The 22,079-nt window shown below is 37.0% G+C and carries 16 protein-coding genes; 7 read left to right on the top strand and 9 right to left on the bottom strand.

The features are described 5' to 3' along the window. Nucleotides 1-18: 18 nt before the first annotated feature. Nucleotides 19-1,758 carry a thiamine pyrophosphate-dependent enzyme gene (locus QUE35_RS04020; protein WP_031258477.1) on the bottom strand — a complete coding sequence of 580 codons (1,740 nt, stop codon included), beginning with the start codon at nt 1,756-1,758 and terminating at the stop codon, nt 19-21. A 251-nt stretch (nt 1,759-2,009) separates the two neighbouring features. On the opposite strand from QUE35_RS04020, the gene QUE35_RS04015 reads away from it, so the two are divergent. The 3 genes from QUE35_RS04015 to QUE35_RS04005 all read left to right on the top strand — a co-directional run bounded on the left by QUE35_RS04015 (nt 2,010) and on the right by QUE35_RS04005 (nt 5,717). Beyond that, the gene (locus QUE35_RS04015; protein WP_022600930.1) at nt 2,010-4,070 is read left to right on the top strand and encodes an RNA degradosome polyphosphate kinase; all 2,061 of its coding nucleotides are present in this window, start codon (nt 2,010-2,012) and stop codon (nt 4,068-4,070) included. Then, a complete protein-coding gene (locus QUE35_RS04010) occupies nt 4,067-4,990 on the top strand; it encodes a Ppx/GppA phosphatase family protein (protein WP_022390420.1) in 924 nt (307 codons plus the stop codon). Before QUE35_RS04015 ends, QUE35_RS04010 begins: the two co-directional genes overlap by 4 nt. 100 nt (nt 4,991-5,090) lie before the next feature. Beyond that, the gene (locus tag QUE35_RS04005) at nt 5,091-5,717 is read left to right on the top strand and encodes a DedA family protein (protein ID WP_022600931.1); all 627 of its coding nucleotides are present in this window, start codon (nt 5,091-5,093) and stop codon (nt 5,715-5,717) included. A 219-nt stretch (nt 5,718-5,936) separates the two neighbouring features. On the opposite strand, the gene QUE35_RS04000 is transcribed toward QUE35_RS04005, so the two are convergent. The 5 genes from QUE35_RS04000 to QUE35_RS03980 all read right to left on the bottom strand — a co-directional run bounded on the left by QUE35_RS04000 (nt 5,937) and on the right by QUE35_RS03980 (nt 10,107). Further along, the gene (locus QUE35_RS04000; protein ID WP_031258480.1) at nt 5,937-6,587 is read right to left on the bottom strand and encodes an HAD family hydrolase; all 651 of its coding nucleotides are present in this window, start codon (nt 6,585-6,587) and stop codon (nt 5,937-5,939) included. 247 nt (nt 6,588-6,834) lie between these two features. Continuing rightward, nucleotides 6,835-7,401 (bottom strand): NAD(P)H-dependent oxidoreductase, encoded by a 567-nt coding sequence (locus QUE35_RS03995; RefSeq protein WP_022600933.1) that lies wholly within the window; start codon nt 7,399-7,401, stop codon nt 6,835-6,837. Between the two features lie 20 nt (nt 7,402-7,421). Next, nucleotides 7,422-8,285: an aldo/keto reductase gene (locus QUE35_RS03990; RefSeq protein WP_022600934.1), complete on the bottom strand. Its 864-nt coding sequence runs from the start codon at nt 8,283-8,285 to the stop codon at nt 7,422-7,424. Nucleotides 8,286-8,291: 6 nt separating this feature from the next. Then, on the bottom strand, nt 8,292-8,852 hold the full coding sequence (locus QUE35_RS03985) for a flavodoxin (RefSeq protein ID WP_031258481.1): 561 nt from the start codon (nt 8,850-8,852) through the stop codon (nt 8,292-8,294). Nucleotides 8,853-8,925: 73 nt separating this feature from the next. Beyond that, on the bottom strand, nt 8,926-10,107 hold the full coding sequence (locus QUE35_RS03980; protein ID WP_022600936.1) for an iron-containing alcohol dehydrogenase: 1,182 nt from the start codon (nt 10,105-10,107) through the stop codon (nt 8,926-8,928). Between the two features lie 165 nt (nt 10,108-10,272). Between QUE35_RS03980 and QUE35_RS03975 the strand changes: the two genes are divergently transcribed. The 4 genes from QUE35_RS03975 to QUE35_RS03960 all read left to right on the top strand — a co-directional run bounded on the left by QUE35_RS03975 (nt 10,273) and on the right by QUE35_RS03960 (nt 16,340). Continuing rightward, nucleotides 10,273-11,172: a helix-turn-helix domain-containing protein gene (locus tag QUE35_RS03975; RefSeq protein ID WP_009319283.1), complete on the top strand. Its 900-nt coding sequence runs from the start codon at nt 10,273-10,275 to the stop codon at nt 11,170-11,172. A 314-nt stretch (nt 11,173-11,486) separates the two neighbouring features. Then, nucleotides 11,487-12,773 (top strand): DEAD/DEAH box helicase, encoded by a 1,287-nt coding sequence (locus QUE35_RS03970; RefSeq protein WP_022600937.1) that lies wholly within the window; start codon nt 11,487-11,489, stop codon nt 12,771-12,773. Nucleotides 12,774-12,857: 84 nt separating this feature from the next. After that, a complete protein-coding gene (locus tag QUE35_RS03965) occupies nt 12,858-13,319 on the top strand; it encodes a DoxX family protein (RefSeq protein ID WP_022600938.1) in 462 nt (153 codons plus the stop codon). 39 nt (nt 13,320-13,358) lie between these two features. Continuing rightward, nucleotides 13,359-16,340: an AsmA family protein gene (locus QUE35_RS03960; protein WP_022600939.1), complete on the top strand. Its 2,982-nt coding sequence runs from the start codon at nt 13,359-13,361 to the stop codon at nt 16,338-16,340. Between the two features lie 277 nt (nt 16,341-16,617). Here QUE35_RS03960 and QUE35_RS03955 read toward each other — a convergent pair whose 3' ends face one another. The 3 genes from QUE35_RS03955 to QUE35_RS03945 form a co-directional block, all read right to left on the bottom strand. Continuing rightward, nucleotides 16,618-17,046: an Hsp20/alpha crystallin family protein gene (locus QUE35_RS03955; RefSeq protein ID WP_022600940.1), complete on the bottom strand. Its 429-nt coding sequence runs from the start codon at nt 17,044-17,046 to the stop codon at nt 16,618-16,620. A 320-nt stretch (nt 17,047-17,366) separates the two neighbouring features. Further along, on the bottom strand, nt 17,367-20,015 hold the full coding sequence (locus QUE35_RS03950; protein ID WP_022600941.1) for an AsmA family protein: 2,649 nt from the start codon (nt 20,013-20,015) through the stop codon (nt 17,367-17,369). A gap of 11 nt (nt 20,016-20,026) precedes the next feature. Further along, the gene (locus QUE35_RS03945; RefSeq protein ID WP_022600942.1) at nt 20,027-22,036 is read right to left on the bottom strand and encodes a tetratricopeptide repeat protein; all 2,010 of its coding nucleotides are present in this window, start codon (nt 22,034-22,036) and stop codon (nt 20,027-20,029) included. Between the last annotated feature and the right edge of the window lie 43 nt (nt 22,037-22,079).

Raw genomic sequence — 22,079 nt, 5'->3', positions numbered from 1 at the left:
AATTTAGTGGATAACACATCATAAAGCTTCTTTCCAATGTTTTATATTGGAATTTATCGTTTCCATGACTTCTTTTGTTCTTCCATTCAAAATTAGTTTGTACATAGATTGTGCAAATCCGAGCATTTGGTCGAACTCTATTTTGGGGGGCATTGCTAAAGCATTAGGATCGGTCATAATATTTACTAATACCGGACCATCTGTTTTCATCGCCGATTCGAGAACAGATTCTACATTGTCAGGATGTCGTACGGTAAACCCGGTCATACCCATAGCCTTAGCTACAAGTTCAAAGTCAGGATTCAGCATATTCGTTTGGTTGTCAGGGAGTCCGGCTACTTCCATTTCTAATTTTACCATTCCTAAAGCCCTGTTGTTAAACACTATGATTTTTACAGGGAGTTTATACTGTACAATTGTTTCTAAATCTCCCAAGAGCATAGAAAGTCCGCCATCACCGCACAGGGCTATAATTTGCCGTTCGGGAGCAGCCAATGCAGCGCCGATTGCTTGAGGCATAGCATTTGCCATTGATCCGTGATTAAATGAGCCTAACATCGTTCGTTTTCCGGTACTTTCCAGATAACGAGCTCCCCATACGCAAGTCATCCCTGTATCTACGGTAAATATGGCATTTTCATCGGCTTTTTTATTGATAAGATGCATTACATATTCGGGATGTATCTTGTTTTCCGCACCTTTGTTTGTGACATAAGTATTGAGATTCTTTTTTACGGTTTCGTATATTTTCAAATGCCGTTTAAGGAAACTGTCGTCCTTTTTGGGTTCTATAAGCGGGTTTAGTATTTTGAGAGTATCTTTAACATCTCCGACTACACCCATATTTACTTTCGCTCTTCTTCCTATGCGATTAGCTCGGATATCGACTTGGATGATATAACTGTTTTCGGGCATAAAGGGGGTATATGGGAAATCCGTGCCTAACAATAATAATATTTCCGCTTCTTGCATACTATAATATCCTGATGGCAAGCCCAATAGTCCGGTCATGCCTACTTCATTCGGATTATTATGTTGAATTCCCATTTTCCCTTTAAACGAATATGCGACAGGTGCATTTAAAGATTGTGACAATTCGACTACTTCGTCATGAGCATTTTGTGCACCTATACCGCAAAAGATGGTGATTTTATTCGCTTTGTTCAATAAAGAAGCAATTTTTTTTATTTTTGTAATCTGGGGAGAAACAACGGGTTGTGTGTGATAAGGCGTGTTAGAAGAATCTATGTTGGCAACTTTCTGAGAAGTTAAGTCTCCGGGTAACCCGATGACAGAAACGCCTTTTTTTGAAATAGCTGTTTGAATTGCAGCTTGCATCATTCTCGGCAATTGCTGTGCGGTTGTCGCTATTTCGTTGTAATAGCTGCAATCATCGAATAATTTTATCGTATTTGTTTCTTGAAAGTATTTAGTGCCGAATTCATGGGTGGCGATTGTTGAGGCTATTGCTATTACTGGAGCATTGGAACGATGAGCATCATATATTCCGTTTATCAGATGCACATGTCCCGGTCCGCTGCTTCCAGCACAGCAAGCGATATTACCGGTTATTTGGGCTTCAGCTCCGGCGGCGAAAGCTCCTGTTTCTTCATGACGGACATGTATCCAATCTATTTTTTCATTTCGTCTTACTGCGTCATTGATTTCATTCAAACTGTCTCCAGTGACAGCGTAAATTCGCTTTACTCCGGTATCGACCAGCATGTCAACGACTTGTTCTGCTACTTTTTGTGCCATAAATATCTCTATAAGTTTATATAATAACGATTTTGCGTAGATATAAAACATTTGACAGGGAGAATGGTTTTCATATATTGGCAATTTAAAGATATGATTTGGCGTGAAAAATAGTTTTGATAGTAAAAAGAGGTTATATTTTGGAGTTATTGGCTGTGAAAGAAGAACTTGTGCCGAATTTAATTGTATTATTATAAATATGTAATATAATTGTAACGTAAGTATTCTTCTTTTGCAGAAAATACGATGATATGGGAGATAAGAAGTTAAGCCGATATTACTTAGACCGGGATATTAGTTGGATGTATTTTAACCGAAGAATTCTTCAGGAAGCCTGCAAGGAAGATGTTCCTTTGTTAGAACGTTTAGCTTTCTTGGGAATTTATTCTAATAATTTAGATGAATTTTTTCGGGTACGTGTGGCAACTCAAAATCGGATTGCCGAATGTAATGATCGCTCTGCTTTACGGGAAAGAGAGAATGCCAAACAACTTATTAAGCGTATAGCTAAACTAAATGGCAGTTATTCTAAGGATTATGAGAAGGCGGTAAAGGATGTGACAGAGAAATTACGCGGTGAAAATATCTATTTGATTTCTGATAAGGAAGCAGATGAGGAGCAACTCGGTTTTATTCGTTCTTTTTATTGGGAAAAATTGAATGGTTTTATTGTTCCGGTTTGGTTTTCGGCAATAAAGCAACTTGACAGTGAGACTGATGAAGATATATATTTGGCTGTAAAATTGTCGAAAGAGAATACGAACGCTACTTCGGAATATGCATTGCTTGAACTTCCGGTTTCTGTTTGTGGGCGTTTTGTACGGTTACCCGATAAAGACGGGAAAAGTTTTTTGATGTATCTCGATGATGTAGTCAGATGCTGTTTATCTTTGATTTTTAATGGATTGGATTATGTCCGTTTTGAAGCGTACTCTTTTAAATTTACTCGTGATGCTGAGATGGAAATCGATAACGATTTGCGTAACGGAATGCTTCAGAAAATATCCAAAGGAATCAAAAGCCGTAAAAAAGGAGAGCCTTTGCGTGTCGTTTATGACATGGAGATGCCTAAAGATCTTTTGAAAAGGGTATTGAAAAAATTAAATCTTGACAGTCTCGATACTGTTTTGGGAGGTGGACGTTATCAGAATCATAAAGATTTGATGCACTTCCCGGATTGCGGGCGTAAAGATCTGAAATATCCTTTGTGGCCTCCTATATTGAAGAAGGAACTTTCTGTTTCCGGAAGTATTTTTGATGAAATTCATAAAAAAGATCGTTTTATACATGTTCCTTATCACAGTTTTGATTCTTTTATACGGATATTGCAAGAAGCTGCGGTAAATAAACAGGTAAAAGGTATCAAAATAACTCTTTATCGTTTAGCTAAAGAGTCGAAAGTGGTAAAAGCTTTGATCGGTGCTGCTCGTAATGGGAAGAAAGTAACTGTTGTTATCGAGTTACTTGCGCGTTTTGATGAGGCTTCTAATATCGGATGGTCGAAAAAGATGCAGGATGCAGGAATAAAAGTGATTTTTGGAGTGGAGGGTTTGAAAGTACATTCGAAAATTGCCCATATCTCAATGAAAACAGGTACGGATATTGCTTGTATAAGTACGGGAAATTTTCATGAAGGAAATGCACGGTCTTACACTGATTGTATGTTGATGACCTCAGCTCCACGTATTGTGAAAGATGTTAATTCCGTATTCGATTTTATCGAATATCCTTACATACCTGTTCGTTTTAAAGAATTATTGGTTTCACCGAATGAGATGAAGCGAAAGTTTTTATCTCTTATCAATGACGAGATAAAAAATAAAAAAGCGGGAAAACCGGCGTATATTAAGATTAAGATAAATCATGTAACAGATCCTGTTATCGTAAATAAATTATACGAAGCGTCGCAAAAAGGAGTGTTGATAGATATGCTTGTACGAGGAAATTGTTCTCTTATTACAGGAGTGCGGGGAGTAAGCGATAATATACATATTAACGGTATTGTCGATCGTTATTTGGAGCATTCGCGCATATTTATTTTTGCAGCAGGAGGAAAGGAAAAAGTTTTTCTCGGTTCAGCTGATTGGATGCCCCGTAACTTGGATAACCGTATAGAAGTCATAACGCCGGTGTATGATCAAGCTATAAAGGAAGAAATGAAAAAAATTATCGATTATGGATTGAGAGATACTTTGCAAGGACGTGTAATAGATGGTACTGGGAAAAACAGTTCTTGGACTACGGATGACAATATCCCGTTTCGTTCTCAAAGTGCATTGTATGATTGTTATTTAGAAAAAAATCAAGAATGAATAAAGAAAATAAGAGTAGAAATAAGCGATCCGAAAAGAATTATGCCGCTATTGATATAGGTTCTAATGCGGTGCGATTACTTATTAAGCATATAAACGAAAATTCTGAAAAAAAATTCTCGAAAGTATTGTTGCTTCGTGTACCTCTTCGTTTAGGATTTGATGTCTTTTCTAAAGGACGTATCTCTGAAAAGAAAGAAAAGAATATGATTCGGTTGATGAAATCGTATCGTCATTTAATGAAGATATATGATGTCGCAGACTATCGAGCCTGCGCAACTTCTGCAATGCGGGATGCTGTCAACGGGAAAGATATTATTAAAATGATAGAGAAAAAAACCGGAATTAAAATTGAAATTATTACGGGACAGGAAGAAGCCCGTATGGTCTATAATAACCATATAGAGTGTATGGAAGACCGGCATGGGAATTATATGTATGTGGATGTCGGTGGTGGAAGTACAGAGGTCAATTTATTGATAAAAGGAGAGTTGGTATGCTCTAAATCTTATAATATAGGAACAGTGCGCATGTTAAATGATGCGGTAGATTTTGAAGAGTGGAAACGTCTTGAAGCCGATATGAAAACATTGTCGGAAAACTATCTCGGAACTAATATTATCGGTTCAGGTGGGAATATCAATAAATTGTATCGTTTGGCAGAGAAAACCGATAAGAAACGACAGCGCATATCGGTTATAGTATTGAAGTCTCTTTATGAGAAACTTAAGTTGCTTTCGTTCGAAGAACGTATGCAAGTATTTAATTTGAAACCCGATCGGGCAGATGTTATTGTTCCGGCATCCGAAATATTTCTGACGATAGCAGAAATTCTCCATTCTGAATACATTTATGTGCCTGTGATCGGACTGGCTGATGGCATTATAGATGGGTTGTATGCAGCTAACCGTAATAGGTAATATGTGTTTTTGTAATAAAAATGTAATATAAATGCATTATGAATGAAACATGAATGGCTAATTCGCTGGTTATCTTTGCAAAATAATTAAAAGATAATATATGGAGTCATTGGCTTTTATACAGTGGTGTCTTGACCATTTGAATTATTGGACTATTACTTTATTAATGGCTATAGAAAGTTCGTTTATCCCTTTTCCTTCGGAGATTGTAGTTCCACCTGCTGCATACAAGGCGGCTGCCGGTGAACTGAATATTTATCTAGTGGTTTTGTTTGCGACGTTAGGAGCAAATATCGGAGCTTTAGTGAATTATTATTTAGCGATGTGGATAGGACGTCCTTTGATATATAAATTTGCATCGAGCCGTATCGGACATATGTGCTTGATTGATGAGGCATCTGTTATGAAAGCAGAAAAATTTTTCGATGATAACGGTCGTATATCGACTTTTGTAGGACGTTTAGTGCCTGCAGTCAGGCAGTTGATTTCTATACCTGCCGGGCTTGCACGTATGAAGTTGTCTACATTCTTGCTTTATACGACATTAGGGGCAGGTCTTTGGAATATCATATTAGCTGTGATAGGATATTATCTCGAATCGGTCGTTCCTCAAGATCAGTTAATGAGTAAAGTAGCAGAATATAGTAAAGAGCTTTCTTGGGGTTTTATAGCTTTGGGTATTTTAGTATTAGGGGTGTTGATATATAAAGGAGTAAAAAAGCCTTGATGCATTATGAAAATTTTGGGCAAGGTTCTTTGAGTTTTCACTTTTAGAGCCTGTCGTAAATTTTGCTCGGGTCAGATTTGAGAGTTTCTTTCGAGGATATTTTTCTGTTTTCAGGAGGATGATAGCGGGCTATTTGACGAGGGAAAACGGGAAAAAAGACCGGAAGAAAGCGCAAAAATGACCTGATAATATTTTTTATCGGAAAATTTAGACAGGCTCTTAGATAAGTACTGTTTGCAGTTCCTTTAAATCTTTGACTATATAATCGGCTTTGGCCTGTATGAGTTCTTCCTTACTACCGTAGCCATATAGGACTCCTGCTGAAGAAATGTGATTAGCCTTAGCTCCTTCTATATCGTGTTTCCGGTCTCCGATCATGATACATTTATCTAATTTGTTTTTGAGTTGGCAGTTTTCTAATACGTAGTTAATGACGTCTTTCTTGGAAGATCGGCTGTCATCAAAAGTCGCGCCTCCTATAAAATCGAAATAGAATGATAGTTCAAAATGATCGAGTATCTGTTTGGCTAAAATTTCAGGTTTAGACGTTGCTAATAATATTTGCTTGTTTTCCTTTTTCTGTTTCTGTAAGAAATCTTTTATTCCGGGATAAACTGCGTTTTCGAATATTCCTTTTGAAGAAAAATATTCATGATATTTTGATGTTGCAAGAGTTGCTTGCTCTTCAGTAAAATGATAGAATTCTTTAAAAGAATCTTTGAGAGGTGGACCAATGAACGGTTGCAGCAAGCTTAATTCTTTTATTTCAATTCCAAAATGTTTCAGAGCATATTGTACCGATCGGGTAATGCCAGTCATTGAATCGGTAACAGTCCCGTCCAAATCTAAGAGCAGATAGGAGTATTTCATTTTTTATTTAAGGGGTATTTTGACGGTTATTTTTGAGTGTGGCAAATAAATATAATTTTTTTTAATCCGTCAATAGATGATGTTGGAAAATCGATTTTGAAAAAACAGAATCTGATTTCTTGGATGTAATTTTGAAAACATTATAGACAACATTTTGTTGCCTATAATGTCTCCTATATTAGGAATAAAGAGTCTAAATTTCACTCGGCTCTGTTTTGAAAATAATAATTTCTTAATCGGAAAATATTTAAGGATTTTCCAAGTTTTTTATTTTCTCGACCAATGAATAAGCGTGATTAATGGCTTTGTCTTTCATTTGTCTCAGAATCTTCTCATCATGCCGGTTGGCGTAAGAGAGGCCTCCGCTATATATATAGCCTTCCCATTGCAATCCGCATAGATTGGCCAGCTGTTTATAGGGCGGAAGAAAATCTTCGATAGGATAATTTTGTAATCCGCCGTAACAGTACATTTCCTCTGGAGCACCGGAAGTGAAAGAAAGTATCAACTTTTTGCCTTTCAGCTTGTCTCCTGTTCGCCCGTGAGAAAAACCGTGTACAAACGTTTGTTCTATCCAACGATGCAGTAGAGAAGGTGCACTATACCAGAATAGAGGAAATTGGAAGACGATAATATCTGCACGAAGCAGCCGTTTTTGTTCTGTTTCTATATCTATACGGAAATCCGGATATAATTTGTCTAAATAAGCAAACTCTGCTTCAGGTAACAGACTGTTCAGTTCTTCCAATATATTTTTATTTGCGAATGAATTATTTAAATCAGGGTGTCCCGATACTATCAATATATTTTTCATATTTCAATGTAACAGGTTATTTACTTGTTTTTGGGATTGAATTGTTTATCATAATTCAGCAAAAAACGTACCAGCTCGGGATTACGATGTGACCATTGGAAATCTGCTTCTTGATCGAGCGGGCGAATAGCTTCCATTTCTGCATCAGTAAGGGAGAAATCAAATACATCCAAATTCTGCTTCATCCGTTCTATATGAGTAGACTTGGGAATAGCGATAATATTTCGTTGAATGAGGTAGCGCAAGGCTACTTGTGTAGCTGTTTTGTTGTGATTCTCAGCAATTTTTGCGATAGTAGGGTTGTCGAACAGAGTTTTATTTGCCTGTGTGAGCGGAGCCCATGCCATAATATGGGTATCGTATTTGTTCATCTCTATCTCCGCATCCCATTGTTGGCTGAATACGTTCGTTCGTAATTGATTTACCGCAGGCTTTATATCGACATTTTCTGCTAAATCTACGAAACGGTCGGGATAAAAGTTACTCAAACCAATACTTCTTACTTTTCCGGCTTTTACAGCTTTTTCCATAGCTCGGTATGTTCCGTAATAATCTCCGAAGGGTTGGTGAATGAGTAACAGGTCGATATATTCGGTGCGCAATTTTTGTAAAGACTCATCGATACTGGCTGCTGCTCTACTTTCTCCTGCATTGCTGATCCAGACTTTGGTAGTAATGAATAATTCGCTGCGAGGAACACCGCATTTAGTAATGGCTGCACCCACACCTTCTTCATTATAATATGCTTGTGCTGTGTCTATGCTACGGTAACCTACACTGATGGCATCGAGTACACAACGTTCGCATTCTTCAGGAGTGACCAGATAAACTCCATAACCTAAGATCGGCATCTCTACGCCGTTATTTAATTTTACTTTTTGCATGATTTCTTATTTTTTTAGCATTTCTATTTTTTCTAACCATTTCATAACATCTTCTTCAGCTTGTTTTACCTGACTACCTCGTATCGGAAGCCCCTTTAAAACATTCGATTTCGGACAAAGAGCCTTTATGTCGTTTTCTGAATGCCCCATGCGGCTTCCTTCATGAGTCATAAACGGAATGACTGTTTTTCCTGAGAGATTATAACTTGATAAAAATGTCGCTATCGGAGGTGCTATTGTAGCCCACCAGCAAGGTGAACCGACAAAAATGACATCGTATTTATCGATATCTTTTACTTTAGTTTTTAGAGCGGGTTTATAGTTGTCGTTGATTTCTTTTTTAGCTTGATCGACAACTTCTTGATAGTTTTTGGAATAGGGTTTTATAGGTTGAATTTCAAATAAATCACCATCAGTACCTTTTTGTATCTGTTCGGCAACAGCTTTGGTATTCCCGCTATAAGAATAGTAGGCTACTAAAATTTTTGAATCGTTATTTTGTGCCGAAGAATTAAAGGTAGTTGATATCATAAGGATAAAAATAAGTATAGAATGCAGAGTTTTCATAATTTTTTATGTTTAGACATTGAGAGAATACTCCCTTTTTCTATTTGTTTCTTCCTTTTGCTATTAAAATTATTTATTTGTAAGATGCTGCATAAATATTTATACAATCCTCATTACTTAGCGGGATACGATCACAAGAGAAGAGAAAACCCATGGTATCTTTAGCATTGATAGCGAATTTTTTAAATTCATCGGGGGTAATACCATAATCGGACATTTTGAGATCGGCTACGCCGCAATCTTCCTGAAGCTTTGTAAGAGCAGCTATAAAATCCATTGGTTCTGTTGCGTTTTTCATACCCATGACCTTTGCCATCTTTATAAAACGATCATCGCATACGTGTTGTTTAATAAGGTGGGTAAAGTAAGCTTTGCTTATCATGATCAGCCCGGCTCCGTGAGGAAGTTCCTGGTGATAAGCAGACATGGCATGTTCCAGAGAGTGTTCGCTGTTACACCGGCCTACGCACATTACAGATCCGGAAAGAGTATTGCCGAATGCAACTTTTGTGCGGGCTTCTATATCGTTCCCGTTTTTTATTGTCTTCGGCAGATTGAGAGACACATTTTCTATTGCAGTTAAAGCATACATGTCACTCATTAAATTTGCACCGTTCGATACGTATGCTTCTATGCTGTGAAATAATGCATCAAATCCTTGATAGGCAGAAAACTTCGGAGGAACGGATAGCATTAGTTCAGGATCGACAATTGCGAGAACGGGAAATAAAGCAGGATGTACAAAGCCTGTCTTCTCATGAGTTGTTTCATTCGTGATGACGCAGCCGGGGTCGGTTTCCGACCCTGTTCCTGCGGTTGTCGTGATAGCGATAATAGGTAGCGGTACATTGGTTATAATCTTACCTTTTCCGCTTCCTGAAGGAATATAATCCCAATAATCTCCGTCATTAGTAGCCATAACAGCGATAGCTTTTGAAGCGTCCATGACACTACCTCCTCCCAAAGCTACAATAAAATCACATCCATTTGTTCGGGCAGCATTTCCTCCTGCCATGACCGTAGATTTTAAAGGATTTGCTTCAATCTGGTCAAATATAGTAAATTCTACTCCGGCTTTTTGAAGTTGTTCTTCTGTACGTTTTAGGTACCCGTTTATTTTAGTTGATTTGCCGTTAGATATTACGAGTAAAGCTTTTTTCCCCGGCATTTTCTGAGAATGCAAATGGTTTAACATTCCTGCACCGAATAAGGTATGTGTCGGGACATACATATCAAAGTTCATTTTTGTGTCCATAATTGATTTTGTTTTTTGTTATCTACATTGCAAAATTATATTGGTTATTTATATTGATTTATAGATGAATTACAGGTATTTGTACCATTATTACGGATTTGAAAAAGTACAGATTATAGTATCGATAAAAGTGTTAACTTTGCATTAATCCAAAACAGCAAAGCTATGAAAGATAATATTTTAAAGATAGAGACGGTCGATCAGTATAATTCTCGTATGGGGATCGAAACTTTGCATCCGTTAGTTAGTGTGATAGATATGTCAAAGGCAAAGCCTGTGCGTCATGCTCGAATGAGTTTTGGTTTTTATACGATCTTTTTGAAAGAAGTGAAGTGCGGAGATTTGATATATGGCAGACAATATTATGATTATCAAGAGGGGACTCTTGTTTTCCTTGCTCCGGGTCAGATAATCGGTGTCGAAGATAATGGGGAGATTATTCAGCCTAAGGGGTGGGCTTTGACTTTTCATCCTGATTTAATAAGAGGAACATCTCTTGGTAGAAATATCAAAAATTATACGTTTTTTTCTTATGAAGTGAATGAAGCGCTTCATTTATCGGATCAAGAAAGACAGATCGTATATGATTGTTTGCATAATATAGAGCATGAACTTCGACATGGTGTAGACAAGCATAGTAAAACTTTAATTTCAAGAAATATCGAGTTGTTGTTAGATTATTGCATTCGTTTTTATGAGCGTCAATTTGTAACACGGACTAATGTCAATAAAGATGTACTTATGAAATTTGAGGACATTCTGAATGACTATTTCCATACAGATAAACCTCGTAGTATAGGATTACCTTCTGTGAAATATTGTGCCGACCGGTTGTGCTTGTCTCCTAATTATTTCGGTGATTTGATAAAGCGAGAAACCGGAAAAACGGCACAAGAATATATTCAACTCGAGCTGATAAATATGGCAAAAGAACGGATTTTAGATACGGATAAGACGATAAGTGAAATTGCGTACGGTTTAGGTTTTCAGTATCCACAGCATTTCAGTCGTTTATTTAAAAAGTGTGTAGGTTGCACGCCAAATGAATATAGACAGCAAAGTTAATTGGTAGATTTATGGGAAAGTTTGGCAATTGTAACAGAGTAATTCTTGAGCTTTAGAGCTCATCTGAATTTTACCCGAGATTTGGGAGTTTCGTTTGAGGATGCTTTTTCTGTTTTATGAGAAGGGCAAGAGATATATCTGTCGATTGAAAACGAGAAAAAAGACCGGAAAAAGACGTAAGTCTTAATTTATTTGATTACCGATCTTTCATTTTTTATGACTATCTTTGTTCAAACTATTTTATTGATAAGATCCGGCTGATAAATGGGCTTTGGTTATCGTGAGTAGTTTTTTTTGAAAAGTAGTAGAATTATATGAGATTTGATGAATTAAATCTAGGACCGGAAGTTCTGGAAGGTTTGAGTGCAATGAATTTTAAAGAAACGACTCCGGTGCAGGAACTTGCCATACCTGTAATTTTGGAGGGAAGAGATTTGATCGCTTGTGCTCAGACGGGAACGGGTAAGACTGCCGCATATATACTTCCTTTGTTGAATTTACTTACTAAAAATAAGAACGGTGATGATGCCGTAAGGGCTGTGATCATAGCGCCGACAAGAGAATTGGCACAACAAATAGATATGCAGTTTGAGGGTTTTTCTTATTTTTTGCCTATTTCGACTTTTGTCGTGTCCGGAGGTGGCGACGGGGCGCAATGGGATCAACAGAAACGAGGATTGCTTATGGGGGCTGATGTGGTAATCGCTACACCGGGGCGGCTTATATCTCATTTGGTAAATAGCGGAGTGAAGTTGCCTTTTGTGGAATATCTTATTCTTGACGAAGCTGACAGGATGCTGGATATGGGATTTTATGACGATATTATGCAGATATGTAATCACCTTCCGAAGAAGCGGCAGACAATTTTATTTTCTGCAACTATGCCTCCTAAAATAAGACAGCTTGCTAAAAATATATTACATAATCCTGCAGAAATTAATATAGCGGTTTCAAAACCTAATGAGGCGATAAGGCAGTCGGCGTATGTTTGTTATGAAAACCAGAAAATGGCGATCATAGAAGCTGTTTTTTCTAAGAAAATTGAGGGTAAGACTATTATATTCTCTTCTTCGAAACAGAAGGTTAAGGAACTTACGACGAAACTTAGGCGAATGAAGTACAATGTCCGGGCTATGCATTCTGATCTTGAACAGTCTCAACGGGAAGAGGTAATGCTTGATTTTAAAAACGGTAAGGTTGATGTTTTGGTTGCAACGGATATTGTGGCCAGAGGCATTGATATTACAGATATCGGTTTGGTTATCAATTTTGATGTACCTCATGATCCTGAAGACTATATTCATCGTATCGGACGTACGGCACGTGCAAGTGCTGAAGGGGAAGCTATTACTTTTATATCTGATATAGAACGGGATAAGTTTTTCAGGATAGAAAAGTTTATTGATAAAGATATCTTTAAAAACCCTATTCCTGAGGGGTTAGGCGAAGCTCCGGGATATGATGTGGAACAGCTTTCCCGAGGACACCGCAGAAGAGGGAGACATAATAATTCTCGTTCGGCTGGAGGAAGAAGTCAGGGGAAACGGACTTTTTACCGGAAAACACCTAAGAAAGACGGGAACAAAAGAAAAGAATTGTAAATTATAATTTTTATAAAACTTTTTACTTGAAGAAATGTTATTGAATTATAGTTTTTAATATATCAAACTTAAATAATTTAGGATATGGAAAAGGAATCTTCTTCAAGTGTGAAATCAAATAAATTTATACAAATGACTCTGACTTTTTTATTGTCGGAGTGCTGTTCCAATGCAGCAAGGCTTTTTTTACGGTTGTTTGTCGGGATATTAATGTTGACTCATGGAATTGCTAAAATTGAAAATTTCGATACATTAGTCGATACTTTTCCCGATCCGATAGGTTTGGGAACGTTGACTTTGCCTTTGATCATTTTAGTCGAAGTAGGAGCTTCTATTTTAGTCATGGTCGGCTTTCTTACCCGATTAGCTTTAATCCCGTTGATTTTCTCGATGATTGTCGCTGCTTTTTTGACATTCCCTACATTCGCTTTGGCTACATCCGAACTTCCGTTGATGTATTTGGGAATTTTTATAACGCTTTTATTAGCCGGTCCGGGAAAATGTTCGATAGATTATCTCTTGGACAAGGCCTATAACAGAAAATAAAAACCTTATATTTGTACTCAAAAGTATGAAGATAAGGTTATGAGCAAGAATTTGAAGAGGGCATTGAAGATAACGTTTATCTCTATGCTCTCATTAATTGTTATCGTATTATCGGCTATTGCGGTAGCCGTGAATTTTGTGTTTACTCCGGAAAAGCTTACTCCGGTTGTTAATCAAGTTGCGAATAGAACTCTAAACGCTCAAGTTGAAATTGGAAGCGTGGAGTTGACTTTTTTTTCATCGTTTCCTGATTTCGAGTTGAAAATATCCGATGGGAGATTAGTCTCTAAAGTCTTCAAAGATACATTATGGCAGAAAAGTGATACTTTGTTGCAATTTAAAAAATGTGCAGTTTCAGTAAATCCGCTTTTATATTTTCAAAATAACCGGGTCGAGCTGAGAAAATTCGTTTTTGATGATGCTACGATTTATGCGTTTATTGACAGTGTTGGAAATCCGAATTGGAATATTATGCGAGCTGATGCTTCTGCCGTGCAACAAAATGCCGATACGGTTTCTTCGGGTTTTAATAGCAGTATAAATATCAATCGTGTCAAATTTAAAGATGTATCATTGATTTTTGATGATCGCAGTACACAGATGTACAGCCGGATAGATAGCCTTAATCTTGATCTAAAAGCGTTCTTGTCTGAAGATATAGCCGATTTGAGAATGAAAACCTCTTGTAAGAATATTCTTTTTTGGCAGGATGGAGAATTGTTGGCGAACAGGATCGCTTTTGAATTTGATACAGACCTTTCTCTGAATCGAAAAACCTTATTTTGTAATATAGAACGTTCATCGGTCAATCTAAATGGAATATCTTTTGACGTTGGCGGTTCATTGCATAGAGATACAATTGCAAAAATTATAGATGTTGATTTGTCATATAAACTTAAGACTCCGGATGTTGCTACTGTATTGAATATGCTTCCGGCATCGGTTATCAAAAAAAGTGCTGTTACTGCAGCCGGAGATGTAGAACTGTCGGGTTCGCTTAAAGGTGCGTACGGAGATAAGCAAGTACCGGTATTGACAATGCTTATGAAGATTCAGCAAGCTTCTGCCCATTATAAAGGAATGCCTTATGGAATCGATAATTTAACGGCCGATCTAAGTTGTTATTTAGATGTGATGAAAAAAAAGCCGTCTTATCTGAATATGAAAATATTTCGTTTTCAAGGAGCGGAAACTGATGTATTGGCAGATGGTCGTATAGATGATTTGATGGGAGATCCGTTGATAACTTTTAATACTCATGCAAAAGTAAATTTTTCAGCTTTAGCAAAGACTTTTCCGCTGCAGGATGGTGTTGAAATGGGAGGAAAAGTTTCTGCCGATTTAAAATTTAAAGGCAGATTAAGTGCTGTAAAAGAAAAAGATTTGGGGCGTTTACAGATAAAAGGAAATGTGGCGATTGAGAATGTACTGTTTAAAGATTCCAATAAAGATTTTAATTTTAAAGGTAATGCTAAATTAGGCTTTATCGGAGATAGTTCTTTGGCCGTAGGGGCAAAGATTTATGATCTTATTTTAAAAAGTCGAATGGGGTCGGCTCAGGTAAAACAGATGTCTGCGTCAGTATCGACCCCTGTAACCGAGATAGATACCACGAAAGTCATACCTTTGGACTGTAAATTCGCATTGGAAGAAGCTAAGGTGATAATTGGCGATACGATTCGGGCATATAGTCAAAAGACAGAGGCGTCTGTTGGAGTAAGACCCTCTAAAATGAATGTGAAAAAGCCTGTGTTTGATCTATATCTGCGTACTGACTCTCTTTTTATGAAAGCAAATGAGACCCGTATAGGAATGGATTTGGCAGGTTTTAAAATATCGACATTTCAAGGACGTGATTCATTGTGGCATCCGAAAGGTACGATTGGTTTTAACCGTTTGTTTTTTTCAACTCCCGAATTTGGCCTGCCTATTCGCATGCAAAAAACAGAAGTTGCGTTTGAAAGAAATACCGTAGCGTTGAGACAAGCAAAAGTTCGTATCGGACATTCTGATATAACGGCAACAGGTTCGGTTTCTAATTTGTCAAAAGCAATAATGAAGAATGAATTATTAACCGCCCGGTTAAAGGTCGTATCGAAACGGATTAATTGTAATCAGCTTATAGAGGCATTGTCCGGCCTTGAGAATATGGACGAAAATGCGGTTGAAACAGATACAATATCTTCTGTATCGACAGATAAAGCCCGTTTGTTTATTGTCCCTAAAAATGTTGATCTGGAGTTTGAAACGAATATAGGGAGAGTCCGTTATAATCACATGATCTTCGAAAATGTTCGGGGAAAAGTGCAGATAAAGGATCAAATGATAAACCTTGAGAATTTGAGTATGAAAGCTTTAGATGCCATGATGAGAACTTCCTTGCTTTATAAAGGAGACTCTTCTATAGACGGATATGCCGGCTTTAATTTTGATATTTATAAAATCAATATAGGGAAATTGGTAACATTTATTCCTGAACTGGATACGATCGTTCCGATGCTGAGATCTTTTAAAGGTCTTGTCAATTTTAATATAGCGGCAGAATCGCGTCTTGATTCTCTGATGAACATACGTATCCCTTCTTTGCGAGCTGCAGTGCATATTAAAGGGGATAGTTTGGTTTTATTGGATGGGGATACTTTCAGGAGACTTGCGAAAATATTGATGTTTAAAAATAAAAAGGAAAATATGTTTGATAGCATATCCGTAAATATAACAGTTGATAATGGAGCAGTAAAAGTTTATCCTTTTGTTGTAGAAATAGATCGTTATCGGGCAGCAGTAGGAGGTACTCAGAATCTGGATATGTCATTCAATTATCATGTTTCTATACTTAAATCTCCTTTACCGTTTAAGGCGGGAGTTGATCTATATGGTAATTTGGATAAAGTTAAATTCCGGATAACGCGTGCAAAATATAAAAATATGGTTTCTCCTGTACAAATAAGGCAAATCGATAGTACGCGCATAAATATGGGAAAAGTAATTACATCCCATTTTAAACGTTTGGTTAATAATTAAATAGGCTTTGATTCGAGGCTCAAAGATGATCTATTATCCGATAAAAATACAGCCCGTTCACTATATGAATAGTTGGACGGGCTGATTCTGTACTTGTAATACCTATGTTTTACTCATGTTTTTTATGTTTACCTTCATGAGACTCTTCAGCTTTTTCAAGTTGATATTCTGATTTCTTCTTTGATTTACAGAATTGACCTTTCTGTTTTTTTTCTGAACTTTTCATATTATTTGAATTTAAAAGATCACTATAAATATGAAGATTAATATAGAAGTTTTATTTTACTTCTATGTTTCTAACAGCCGGTTTTTCGGGGATAATTTCTTTTTTAGGAATATCTATGGTTAATATCCCGTTTTCAACTTTTGCTTCGATTTTATCTTTATCTATGTTATCGGGCAGAATCATATTCTGACGGAATTGTGTATAAGAAAATTCCCGGCGCAAATACCGGCCGTTTTTATTTTCATCTTTATGTTCCTCTTTTTTCTCCATAGAAACAGAGATCTGATTATCATCATCGATTCTAATCGAAAAATCGTCTTTAGTCAATCCCGGAGCAGCAATCTCTACTTTATAATCTTTTTCACTTTCGATAATATTTATGGCGGGAGAAGTTGAATTTGCTTTTTCCATCCATTCGTTTCCAAAGAAATCGTTAAATATTCCCGGAAGCCAATTTTGTGATTTTCTTACAGGCATCATAGTTATAATCTCCTATTCGTTAATTAAACATCTATATTTCTTTGAATCGGGTTTGTAACTCAAATTCGCTTAAATAATTGCAAAGTGTGTGCCATTTGTTTTTGGGACTGTTTTGTCAGAAAAAGTGCCAAATTGTATCTATCTGAATGACAGAATTTACTCAGAATTAAACACTTGAAACATAATGTAGTATAATTTAAAAAGGTCTTCGTTTGAGAAAACTGTTGTTTTGTGTGAAAATAATACACCCTCCAGATAAAGAAAATGTCTGAAGGGTGTATTGAAAAGATTTCTATGAAATTTAAGAACCTGTCTGAGTTTTACTCAGCCTCTATTTTTTGTATGGCCTTTTCGGCCTCTTCTTTTAACTTATCTGCCTGTTTCTGTGCCTCTTTTACCAATGCTGCAGCAGCAGTTTTCGCACCGATCTTTTCGAGAGGCTTTTGAGCTTTGTCTATCAGTTTTTGCCCTTCTTTCTCTGCAGTTTCTACTAATTTTTTTCCTGCTGCATCGGCTTGTTCTCTTAAAGCGGCGATACGTTCTTCTTTATCCTTTCCGGTAAGTTTAGTCAGTTGACTGTTTACGGCTGTTTTTACGGCATTGTTGATCATTTCTTTAGTGTCGAGTTTGATCTCGGGCTTTGAAAATGTACCTCCGATAGTTGCCGTTACATTACTGATATATCCGCCAGTAGCAGATTCGGGAAGTGCGATTTTTGCGGTGTAGTCGATACTCTGATCTAAACCGGTTGTTCCGCTTAGATTCATACTGATATTACCCATTTTTATATTAAAAGGATCGGTTTTTAATAGTCCGTTTTCGATTGTAAATGGTATTTTTATATCTTTAGCTTCGATGTTTTTAAGTTTATCATTTTTCAATAATGTGGCAATCTTGTCAAAAACTTCGAGGTTTTGTACATGAATATCATTGGATTGTAGAACCCCTTTAGCCGTCAGTGACATTAATTCGGGGCTCATAGTGTTATCCAAAGGGGTCTTTAAATCAAGATTTACAGAGTAGTTACCTCCTGTTTTTGCAAAAATTGGGACGATCTTTTGGATCATATCCAATTGTTTGAACGTTTCTTCGAAAGAAGCTTTCTGGATATTCAGTCCAAAATTTACCATAGGCCGGTTTTTATTCTCGGCGGTACTATATGATCCGGTTGCTGATATAGATCCATCAAAGGCATTAAAATTTAGAGGATTCATTCGAACGACCCCATTTGAAACAGATAGATTTCCGTTGATATTATTGATTTCGATTTTTTGGAAAATGACTTTTTTAAGGTTTGCTTTAAGCGACAAATCCAAATTTTTAGGAACTTCTATAACACTCATGGTTGTCGTGTCTGTTGTTACTTCGGTTTCTGTACTTGTCTCTTCAGTGTCACTTATAAAATCATTTAAGTTCAGATATGAAGAATTTAAAGAAAGGTTGCCTTTTAAAGTTTCATTTTTCAAAAAATAGGGTAGGTAGTTAGATAAAGAGCCTTTTGCCTGTAAATCGTTTTTCCCGATATTTACGTCCATTTCATTTAAAGACATAGCTTTGGGGCTGATCGTTGCAGATGCTTTCTTTAATGTTATGGCAGGGATTCCAGGAGATGTAAAATTCATATTGCTTATAGAAATATTCCCTTCACCTTGTATATTTTGATATTTTTCTTTTTCAATATCCGACATTTTACCCGCAAAACTTAATGTGGTCGTCAGTATTCCGCTTAGTTTTATCGAGTCTCCTAAAGGATATACCTCTTTAATCATATCCAGATTCAGAGTTCCATTTGCTGTTGCTTTAAAATTCAGATCAGATACGGGAGTCGATGCGTTTAATGTCAGCTTGAACGGGTTTTCTGCCATTTTAAAACTGAGATTATCTATATTGATAGTAGTTAAGTCGGCATTGCCTCCTGGATTTTCTGCAGAAATATAGATGTTGATATTGTTAATCGCTTTGGGCATACCGGCATAATTGATCATGCCGTCTTTGACGTTTAATAAAAATGAAAATTGTGGTAATAGGTCTCCGGTCATTTTGCCTTTGGCTGCAGCTTTAAAGTCTAATGCTCCTTTAGCAGTTAATGACTCGAAATTGTTTTGATAAATGCCGGGAATGAGAGAAAGAATGTCTTTGAACTCTATTTTGGGACTATTTAAACGTATATCCATGTCCATATCATTTTCGAGAAGTGCTATCCAGCCGTCGAGATTCAACTCGATTGCATTAAGTCGAAGTTTGTTTTCATCAAATGTGAATTTGTTATTTACCAAATCAGCCAGAACTTTCATGTCCATTTCAAATTCTGCGTTTTTGAGATAAGGGACAGCTCCTGATATAAAATCTATATTTTGGGTTGTCATGTGACAATCAATCGATGTTGATTCGGTACTCATATCTCCCGATAGTTTCAAGTTCAGTTTCTGAGTATAGAATTCCATTTTAGAAGAGTCATCTATGTATGCAATACGTCCGTCTTCTATGGTGAATTTTTTTAATTTAAGAGCGAAAGACGAGCTGGATGAAGTCGTGTCTGTTGCAACAGTCGTTGTTGTGTCTGGTTTCATTATGTCCCAGTTTACATTTCCATTCGCTAATTTGACTGCTTTTACCTGCGGTTTTTCCAGAATGATATGGTTTATTTCGATTCCTTTATCACCGAACAGACTCATTATATTAACGGCGATGTCTATCTCCTTTGCAGAGACGAGAGTGTCTTTCTCGAAATCACCGATACCCGTAAGAGATAATTGTTGCAACTCGATAGAGGCTTTCGGAAAATGAGAAAAGAAACTGAGGTTCAGATCGGCAAATTCGAGCTTGGCGTTCAGCATGTTATTTGCCTCTTTTTTCACTATCTCCAATATCTTGCCTTTAAAAGCAAAAGGGAGAACGAGCATGATAACCAAGATTGTACCTATGACTATCCCGGTAATTTTTAAACCTTTTTTTACTTTTGTATTCATACCCAAATGATTTATTTGTTATGTTTTCTTTCTCTTATTTCTTCTGCAATGCTCCAGAAACGACCGGCTGTTTCTATTTCACCGAGTTTAGAAAATGTATCTCCGAGCCGGTCGTGCAAAGTCGCATTTTGTGGCTTTAGTTTTACTGCTTTCAGAAAATCGCTTGATGCACCTTCATAATCTTCAAGTTTGTATCGTAGTTTGCCTCTGTTATAGAGAGCTTTAAAATATAACGGACTTAACCGTACAGCTTCGTTGAGACATTGTGCTGCTCCAGATAAATCATCAGCATCCATTAAGGTAACACCTTTTCGTACCCAAGCGTCGAGCAGTAACGGATCAAGAGCCAATGCCTTGTCAAAATTAGCGAGAGCGGCCCTGGTGTCATGAGCCTTCGTAATACACTCATTACCGAGTAAATAATATTCGTATGCATACTTTTTTAATGTTTCCCGGCGTTCATGATCTCGTTGTTCGAGAGTTTTTATACGTTCTTTTAATTCTGTGATAACACTTAATTTTTTTCGGATCAATCGCTTTACTTCCGGTTTTTCAAGATCATATCTGAGATGTATAGCCTCGAACAAAGCCGTAAGACTTCCGTCAAAATCATCCTTGTCGAATTGTTTGGCTGCAGTATGATAAAGCCTGTCGGCTTGTGCCAGTTTCATTGATTGTTCGATAAGGCGAGGATTGTTGAAATTTTGGCTGAAGTGGATGATTTCTGGTTTTATAAAAATATCGCTTCTTGATATTCTTTTTTTCAAGATTATTCCGTCAAGAGATGTACAACGGCTTAGTGCCACATAAGTTTGACCTCCGGCAAAAGCGCCTCCGCTAAAATCTATAATGACATGGTTGAACGTGAGACCCTGACTTTTGTGTACGGTTATGGCCCAAGCCAGACGCATGGGATATTGGATGAAAGAGCCTAGCTCTTCTTCCTCGATTCTTTTCTTTTTTTCATTATACGAATAACGTATATTGCGCCATGAATCACGCGCAACTTCGTGCTCTTCTCCGTTTTCAAGCAATACATATATTTTCCCGTCTTCGCTAATCGAGGAGATAATTCCGAGAGTACCGTTTACCCAGCGATGGTCATAGTCGTTTTTGATAAAAATTATTTGTGCACCCTCTTTGAGAATCAACTCTTTTAATGTAGGAAGACTTGATTCGGGAAAATCGCCTTTTATTTCTCCCTTGAATACAAATTCTTTTCCGTCAAGATCTGCGAGATGTTTGTCATTAATGTAATCGACGTTGTCTCTTCTTGTTGCCAGAGTAATTGAAAAATCTTCCTGCTGTGGTATAAAATTAGGATTATATCGGCTATTGAGTATTTTTAGATCGTTATCGTCTGTTGTGTTGGTACGAATTCTGTCGAGAAGATTTACAAATGTTATGTCGGTTTGTCTATACACTTTTTTTAGTTCGATAGGAACAAGACTTACCTCTTTAAATACTCGTGCTGAGAAAAAATAAGAATTGGGATAGAAACGATTCAATATGTCTCGCGCATCTTGGGTGACTACCGGTTCGAGTTGATAGATATCCCCTACAAACAAAAGCTGTTTTCCTCCGAAAGGCAGACGCATATTACCGGAATAGATTCGAAGCACACGATCTATAAAATCGATCATATCGGCACGTACCATAGATATTTCGTCTATGATAATGAGTTCGACTTCTTTGATTAGCTTACGATGCGATTTTCTATATTTTAAAAATTCAAAAATACGTCCTTCCGTTAAACTTAGATCAGGATCATCCGGTAAAATAGGACGAAACGGCATTTTAAAAAAAGAATGTATTGTACTGCCTCCGGCATTGATTGCGGCAACGCCGGTCGGAGCTAATACGATATGCTTTTTATTTGTTTGGTCGCATATATATCGCAAAAAAGTAGATTTTCCCGTACCGGCTTTTCCAGTTAGGAATACCGATTGCGAAGTATATTGAATCAGGCTTAAGGCATTCTGAAACTCTTGATTGTCGGTATCTATTTGCTGTATATCCACTTTATCACTATTTATAATTCAAAGATAAGAATATTTCCTGATT

It is taken from the genome of Coprobacter fastidiosus, assembly GCF_030296935.1.
GTDB classification, from domain to species: domain Bacteria; phylum Bacteroidota; class Bacteroidia; order Bacteroidales; family Coprobacteraceae; genus Coprobacter; species Coprobacter fastidiosus.
The sequence above is the reverse complement of the archived record's forward strand: the minus strand, read 5'-3'. Positions and strand labels throughout refer to the sequence as shown.

Coding starts and splice junctions, on each gene's coding strand:
- QUE35_RS04015 (WP_022600930.1), top strand. CDS start 2,010: ATGGGAGATAAGAAGTTAAGCCGATATTACTTAGACCGGGATATTAGT.
- QUE35_RS03975 (WP_009319283.1), top strand. CDS start 10,273: ATGAAAGATAATATTTTAAAGATAGAGACGGTCGATCAGTATAATTCT.
- QUE35_RS03955 (WP_022600940.1), bottom strand. CDS start 17,046: ATGATGCCTGTAAGAAAATCACAAAATTGGCTTCCGGGAATATTTAAC.
- QUE35_RS04010 (WP_022390420.1), top strand. CDS start 4,067: ATGAATAAAGAAAATAAGAGTAGAAATAAGCGATCCGAAAAGAATTAT.
- QUE35_RS03985 (WP_031258481.1), bottom strand. CDS start 8,852: ATGAAAACTCTGCATTCTATACTTATTTTTATCCTTATGATATCAACT.
- QUE35_RS04000 (WP_031258480.1), bottom strand. CDS start 6,587: ATGAAATACTCCTATCTGCTCTTAGATTTGGACGGGACTGTTACCGAT.
- QUE35_RS04005 (WP_022600931.1), top strand. CDS start 5,091: ATGGAGTCATTGGCTTTTATACAGTGGTGTCTTGACCATTTGAATTAT.
- QUE35_RS04020 (WP_031258477.1), bottom strand. CDS start 1,758: ATGGCACAAAAAGTAGCAGAACAAGTCGTTGACATGCTGGTCGATACC.
- QUE35_RS03970 (WP_022600937.1), top strand. CDS start 11,487: ATGAGATTTGATGAATTAAATCTAGGACCGGAAGTTCTGGAAGGTTTG.
- QUE35_RS03950 (WP_022600941.1), bottom strand. CDS start 20,015: ATGAATACAAAAGTAAAAAAAGGTTTAAAAATTACCGGGATAGTCATA.
- QUE35_RS03960 (WP_022600939.1), top strand. CDS start 13,359: ATGAGCAAGAATTTGAAGAGGGCATTGAAGATAACGTTTATCTCTATG.
- QUE35_RS03980 (WP_022600936.1), bottom strand. CDS start 10,107: ATGGACACAAAAATGAACTTTGATATGTATGTCCCGACACATACCTTA.
- QUE35_RS03990 (WP_022600934.1), bottom strand. CDS start 8,285: ATGCAAAAAGTAAAATTAAATAACGGCGTAGAGATGCCGATCTTAGGT.
- QUE35_RS03995 (WP_022600933.1), bottom strand. CDS start 7,401: ATGAAAAATATATTGATAGTATCGGGACACCCTGATTTAAATAATTCA.
- QUE35_RS03965 (WP_022600938.1), top strand. CDS start 12,858: ATGGAAAAGGAATCTTCTTCAAGTGTGAAATCAAATAAATTTATACAA.